The organism is Companilactobacillus suantsaicola (assembly GCF_004745525.1).
Lineage (GTDB): Bacteria > Bacillota > Bacilli > Lactobacillales > Lactobacillaceae > Companilactobacillus > Companilactobacillus suantsaicola.
In genome coordinates, this window is record NZ_RKLY01000034.1 from 21,162 (window position 1) to 27,391 (window position 6,230).

Consider the following 6,230-nt stretch of genomic DNA (forward strand, 5'->3'; position numbering starts at 1 on the left):
AATTCAATTCGCCATGATACAAATGATGAAAGAATCATATTTCGTTCAAGGGATTCTTTTTTAATCATCCAATTTGAATAAATTTCTAAAACACAATATAATAATAACGTAATACGTTTGTAAACAAGGAGGTGCCATTATGTCATTGATTCCTTTAAAAGATAAAACCGTTTCTACCAGGGTCGCAAGTGATATTAGTGAAAAAGCAAAAAAGAATCTGGCTAAACAAGGACTTACCGTTTCTGAATATATTCGTCTATCTTTAATTAAGGCTGCTAATAACGAAGTAAAGTTAGTAAACTTTTTAGATTCACCTGAAGCTCTACAGGCAAAAAAGGAAGCTGAATCTGGAAATATGCAAAGTTTCAATTCTGTAGATGAATGGTGGAATAGTATTAATGACGACGATTAAACAAACACCATCTTTTATCAGAAATTTAAAAAGACTAAAAAAAAAGCATTTTCCTATAGAGCTTATTAAGGGCTGCGTAATCGCAATATTGGAGAACGATGAGAAAGTCCTTACAAAAATAAAAGATCATTCCCTCAAGGGAAAATGGCAAGGTTATAGAGAATTTCACCCTTCCAGATATGGCAATTATGGAAAGGCGTTTGATAATTGGATTGTCATTTATAAATACAAAAATGATGAATTTCTGTTCATATTAGTAGACGTCGGAAGTCATGAAATACTCAATGGATGATGTCATTTTATACTAGAAGACTAAATAAGGTCACTACTTGCAGTTCAGCTATAGCCATACTTCAGGTAGTGACCTATATTTTTATCTAATAAGATTCAAACCATATTCAGAATAGATACACTTTCTCATTATGAATCGTTATCTAGTCCGGAGCAACAAACGCTATTTTTTATTTTGCAGTTTAGAATGCTTCAATCCATAAGTAAAGTAAACCACAACACCAATCGTAATCCAGAGTCCCACGCTGATCTTAGAAATAGTTGGCAACATCAACAAGAAATACAAACTCGCTACGCCACCAAAAATTGGTAACACTGGATACCAAGGCATCTTGAAACCATCATTTTTAATATCCTTGCGTTTTCGTAAAGGAATGATTCCAAATGAAATGAAGATGAAAGCTAACAAAGTTCCAGCATTGATCAAAGAAGTTAACTCGGTTAACGGAACTAATCCAGCAAAGAAAGCTTGGACGACCGTCGCTACCAAGATAGCATTTTTCGGTACCGAATATTTGAAATCGACTTGGCCCATTTTCTTAGGCAACAGTCCATCACGTCCTAAGGCGTAAACCAAACGTGAGCCACCAAAGAACATTGTCAACAACGATGTGAAAATACCCACCAATGCTCCAAGCGTGATTAGTTTATTCCAAGTATCCAGGTGAATTGCTTTCAACGCATAGGCGGCTGGATCGTCAACGTTTAGTTCTTTATAGTTAACGATTCCGGTCAAAACTAGTGAGAACGAGACGTACAAAATCACCGCCACGATAACTGTTCCCAGGATTCCTTTGACCATGTCCTTTTTGGGATTGATAGTCTCTGCCGAATTGGCCGCCAAAGCATCGAAACCGACGAAGGCGAAGAAAACCGTGGCACAGGCTGTTGAGATTCCGCCCAAGCCGAATGGTTCCGTGTGAAATTCCTTAGGATAAAATGGCACGTAGTTGCTCGACTTAATATAGAAGAATCCGACCACGACGAACAACACGATGATGGCCACTTTGATAATAACGGCCACATTTTCAACTTTTTTAGAAAGACTGGCTCCATGTGAGATGATAAGAGCTATCACTAACACGATCAAGGTAGCAGAAATGTTAACCACGCCACCTTCCAATGGTCCAGCTAACAAGGCTTTTGGCAAATGTAGACCAATTGCTCCTAAAATATTGTTGTTAAAATATGATGCAAAACCGACTGCTTCTGCAGAAACAGTTAAGAAATATTCCAAAATCAAAGCCCAACCGAGAATCCAGCCGACAATTTCACCATAGATTACCGCACCAAACGAATAGGCTGATCCAGCAACCGGCATCGCTGAAGAAAATTCCGCATAGGCCATCCCTACTAGACCAGAGACTAATGCCGCGATCAAAAACGCGACCGCCACCGCTGGCCCGGCATGTAGGGCTGCTTCATGTCCTGGTAAAATGAAAATACCAGTACCAATAACCGCTCCAATTCCTAGCGACAAGAGATCTCTTGCCCCTAAACTCTTGGTTAATCTCGAATCAGCTTTAATATAGTTTGCGACTGATTCTTTTTTAAAGATATTTTTCATGAAAATTCTCCCTGTGTTTACACAAAACAACATTAAGTCTAAATTTTACTACAACTTTTTTTATAAAAAAAGACAATCTTCATCATAGAAGATTGCCCTCAATATTCATTATTTACTATTAATCTTTACCCTCAACACGAAACTTAGTTGGCGCATAGCCGGTATATTTCTTAAAAGTCTGACTAAAATAGCTCAGTCGCGTGAACCCTAATTCGTCAGATATCTCATTAATACTTTTGTCCGATTCTTTCAATAAAATCATGGCCTTTTGAATCTTTCTGGCATTCAAGTAAACTGAAAAGCTCAAGCCAGTCTCACGTTTGAATAACTTACTGAAATAATAATCCGATAGATAGACCTTGCCTGAAACTTGATCGAGTGTCAGGCGTTTATCCAAATTATTATCAATGAACTCAATCGCGGAAATGATTGAAGCATTGGAAGTCGACAGGTGTTTAATGCGTTTTAAAGCACCACTCTCATTTTTGTCGAGATCATCAATTGCTTCATCGACATCCAGGGAATATTTAATGATAAAATCATCGATCCCACGATTCTTGATAATTAGATTGGAAACGCTTTCTAACATACGACGCAAAAATTCGGCATGTTGTTGTAATTTCTGCATGATAGTCAACCTATTGGTATCTCTTTTAGCAACGTCTTGAGCAACACAAATTTTACCGACCCTTTGATTAAGTGCGGTAATGCGTAAAGGTGCATCGGCATATTCGATGCCGTATTTATATTTATTAACGCTCAATTCAGATAAATCCCTTACCTGGTTTACTTGTGCTAAGGCACTGCTTTTCCTTAATTCTCCAAAGATACCTGCCTGCAGATTATCGTCGTTATTTAAAACAAAGACCGCTATTTCATTAGTTTGAGCATACGATTGCAGCAGATGGATAAGCAATTTATCATTACTTGATAACAAAGATTGTAAATCAAATTCCTCCATGATTTTAGCCAACCATTCTACAATTTTTTAACACTTAAATGTTTGAATTTAGATAGTCCATTAGAACTACAGCATCATTATGTTCAGTATCCTTCGCACTGAACAAGATTAGTACATCTTGTGTTTGAAGAGCTTCTCTGATACTCTTCAAAAATTCTTTTGTATATGGATTATTATTAATTTCATCCAAATATTTAGTTTGAAACTCTGAAAATTTTTCTGGATCATGTCCGAACCACTTTCGTAATTCGGGTGATGGGGCAATTTCTTTCGCCCACAAATCTAAATTTGCCCTAACCTTGGACATTCCACGTGGCCAAAGCCGGTCTACTAAAATACGATAGCCTTCTGGCAATTCTTTATCGTAGATTCGTTTCAAAATAAGTTTAGTCATTTTAACATCCTCTTTTTAACCAATTTAATTGTATCATATCTATTACAGTTATAAATTAATTAATTATTGCAATTTTTAGCACTCTCAAAGTTTGAGTGCTAAATTCTTGAACTTACTTTTTTCTGGTTTTATACTGTATTTGTAATGAAGGGAAAGGAAGTAACGAAGTATGGCAAATGAAATTATGGATCGTAACAACTTACTAAGAAATTGGTTTAACAATGATACATGGATGAATAACTTTCCATCATTATTTGACAACAATTCCTTTGAAGTTTCAAATTTAAAGACTGATATTAAGGAAACTGACAAAGATTATCAAGTCAGTGTCGACATTCCCGCAGTTGACAAGAAAAATCTTGATATCACTTATGACAATAACACATTAACTATCAGTGGTCACCGTGACAGTTTTAATGATCACAATGATAAAGATGGCGATATGATTATGTCTGAACGTCAAAGTGGTCGTTTCATGAGACAATACAATTTACCACAAGTCGACGCCGAGAATATCCAAGCAAGTTACGACAACGGTGTTCTAAAAGTTACTCTTCCTAAACAAACCAAAGAAGTATCTGGACACCACATTGATATCGAATAATGTTTCAAGCCTATTTTTTTGGAGATTCATTAGCACTCTAACTAGACAAGTGCTAAAAGAGAGATTTTTATAATAAGGAAGTAATTATTTATGACAAACGAAGTTATGAACAGAAATGATTTAATGAGAAACTTTTTCAACAATGATAACTGGATGAACTTTCCATCACTTTTTGAAGACAATTTTATGACTGATTCAGCTTTGAAGACCGACATTAAAGAAAATGATCATCAATACGAAGTTCACGTCGACATGCCTGACTTTGAGAAGAAGAATATCGACATTAATTATCAAGATAATGTTTTGACAGTCAGCGGACGTCGTGACAGTTTCAATGATCACAATGACAAAGATGGCGACATGATTATGTCTGAACGCCAAAGTGGCCGCTTCATGAGACAATATCGTTTACCAGCAGTTGATTCTAACAATATCACAGCAACTTACGACAACGGTGTTTTGCAAGTAACATTACCAAAATTGGCAAAAGAAACTGAAACTGGCCATCATATTGAGATTAACTAATAATTTGGTTAGTGGGTAGATGCCGTCTTCCGTAACAGCTCTGGGAAACGCTGGAACGCTGTGGGCACAACTTGAAGCTTACGCAAAGTACGCGTAATCTCCAAGATTGGCCTTTTTGTAAATGCTAAAGCATTAACAAAAATTTCACGGCTGAGCATTTCCCAGAGCTGTTACTCCAGACTAGATTTCAGTTATTTGCAGTTAAGTAGTAAATTCCAAAGTGAATGTATTTCCATTCGGATTGAACGCTTAACTGATTTATGGCTGGATACGTTGTGAATATCTATTCTTTAATTGACCTAAATTTGGCCATGAAGAACCTAAAAAAGAAGCTGTAGTAAATACAACTTCTTTTTTTGTTGCATTTAATCAAGGATAATCAATTTGATTTTGCTTTGTCTTGAAATTCTTCATAGATGAAAGTTTCTTCTTAATTGAATAGTACGACATCCCCTGCTCATTCGAAGTAAACAAAACACAAGATAGAAACCACTATCTAGTCCGGAGCACAATCCCTGTGATGGCTCAGCCGCCAAATTTTTGTTGGTGCTTTAGCACCTACAAAAAGGCCAATCTTTGAGATTTTTCCGAACTTGAAAAAGCTCAAAGTTGTGCCGGCCGCGTTCCAGTCCATCACAGGGATTGTGCGGAGGACGGCAATTCCAGCAAATTTTCTACAAATTCACATAATCTTCACAATTTACAAATATTTAATTCATAAAGATTAAGTATTATATATCTTGTAGATGAGAGATACAGATAATCCCTTTTCTCACCCCCCTATAACATATATATATTTAATCCCCTAAGAAAAAGTACCTTTCCCCGAGGTACTTTTTTATTGTCTTTTAAGTCCTAGTCGGTAGTAGTTGACCGGAAAATAGGATATACTATAGTGTGCAGAGTGGAATAAGTCTACTCGCATGGGATGTGACTTTAAGTCACAAAAGGACTAAGAATTTATAATTAAAAATCAGACTTATCAATAACTGGGCTATCCAAATTACAATTTACTATTTTAAAAACTGATAAGCCTATCAAAATAAACTTTAGATTAGAGACAAAACTCTTTTCTCATCCCCCCCTATAACAACAATCCCCTATGAAAACACCCGCAAGGGTGTTTTTGTTTTGGCTATTTTTTTAAAATCGATTCTTATCCTGTTCGTTAGTAAAGTTATAGAACAACTTTACTAATAATATTCTCATCAATACAGCTTCACCATTTTTGAGTTAAATGGAATAAATATTAAAATTATTTATCTAGTCTGGAACACAATCCCTGTGATGACTCAGCCGCCAAATTATTCTTAGCAATTTATTGCTTAGAATAAGGCCTAGTTTTGAGCTTTTGCGCACTTTGCAAAAGCTCAAAATAGTGCCGGCAGCGTTCTGCGATAATCCTTATATGGTTGACATTTCAAAATAGTATAAAAATGTTAACCCAGTAATGGAGGGATTTTATGCAGAAATATA

General features: G+C 36.0%; 7 protein-coding genes. 4 read left to right on the top strand and 3 right to left on the bottom strand.

The window, feature by feature from the left end; all coding sequences use genetic code 11:
* Positions 1–139: 139 nt before the first annotated feature.
* Together EGT49_RS10730 and EGT49_RS10735 are read left to right on the top strand one after the other, a co-directional pair.
* Positions 140–412 (top strand): type II toxin-antitoxin system RelB/DinJ family antitoxin, encoded by a 273-nt coding sequence (locus EGT49_RS10730; RefSeq protein WP_135374195.1) that lies wholly within the window; start codon positions 140–142, stop codon positions 410–412.
* On the top strand, positions 399–704 hold the full coding sequence (locus tag EGT49_RS10735; protein ID WP_135374196.1) for a type II toxin-antitoxin system YafQ family toxin: 306 nt from the start codon (positions 399–401) through the stop codon (positions 702–704). Before EGT49_RS10730 ends, EGT49_RS10735 begins: the two co-directional genes overlap by 14 nt.
* Before the next feature lie 162 nt (positions 705–866).
* On the opposite strand, the gene EGT49_RS10740 is transcribed toward EGT49_RS10735, so the two are convergent.
* From EGT49_RS10740 to EGT49_RS10750, 3 genes are all read right to left on the bottom strand, one after another.
* Entirely contained in the window at positions 867–2,270 is a 1,404-nt protein-coding gene (locus tag EGT49_RS10740; RefSeq protein WP_135374198.1) for an APC family permease, read from the bottom strand.
* Positions 2,271–2,388: 118 nt separating this feature from the next.
* The gene (locus EGT49_RS10745; RefSeq protein WP_246013841.1) at positions 2,389–3,231 is read right to left on the bottom strand and encodes a helix-turn-helix transcriptional regulator; all 843 of its coding nucleotides are present in this window, start codon (positions 3,229–3,231) and stop codon (positions 2,389–2,391) included.
* 34 nt (positions 3,232–3,265) lie between these two features.
* Positions 3,266–3,625 (bottom strand): DUF488 domain-containing protein, encoded by a 360-nt coding sequence (locus EGT49_RS10750; protein WP_135374200.1) that lies wholly within the window; start codon positions 3,623–3,625, stop codon positions 3,266–3,268.
* A 169-nt stretch (positions 3,626–3,794) separates the two neighbouring features.
* Here EGT49_RS10750 and EGT49_RS10755 point away from each other — a divergent pair, with 169 nt between their 5' ends.
* Entirely contained in the window at positions 3,795–4,229 is a 435-nt protein-coding gene (locus tag EGT49_RS10755; protein WP_135374201.1) for an Hsp20/alpha crystallin family protein, read from the top strand.
* Between the two features lie 90 nt (positions 4,230–4,319).
* Entirely contained in the window at positions 4,320–4,754 is a 435-nt protein-coding gene (locus EGT49_RS10760) for an Hsp20/alpha crystallin family protein (protein ID WP_135374202.1), read from the top strand.
* Positions 4,755–6,230: the final 1,476 nt, after the last annotated feature.

Coding starts and splice junctions, on each gene's coding strand:
- EGT49_RS10730 (WP_135374195.1), top strand. CDS start 140: ATGTCATTGATTCCTTTAAAAGATAAAACCGTTTCTACCAGGGTCGCA.
- EGT49_RS10735 (WP_135374196.1), top strand. CDS start 399: ATGACGACGATTAAACAAACACCATCTTTTATCAGAAATTTAAAAAGA.
- EGT49_RS10740 (WP_135374198.1), bottom strand. CDS start 2,270: ATGAAAAATATCTTTAAAAAAGAATCAGTCGCAAACTATATTAAAGCT.
- EGT49_RS10745 (WP_246013841.1), bottom strand. CDS start 3,231: ATGGAGGAATTTGATTTACAATCTTTGTTATCAAGTAATGATAAATTG.
- EGT49_RS10750 (WP_135374200.1), bottom strand. CDS start 3,625: ATGACTAAACTTATTTTGAAACGAATCTACGATAAAGAATTGCCAGAA.
- EGT49_RS10755 (WP_135374201.1), top strand. CDS start 3,795: ATGGCAAATGAAATTATGGATCGTAACAACTTACTAAGAAATTGGTTT.
- EGT49_RS10760 (WP_135374202.1), top strand. CDS start 4,320: ATGACAAACGAAGTTATGAACAGAAATGATTTAATGAGAAACTTTTTC.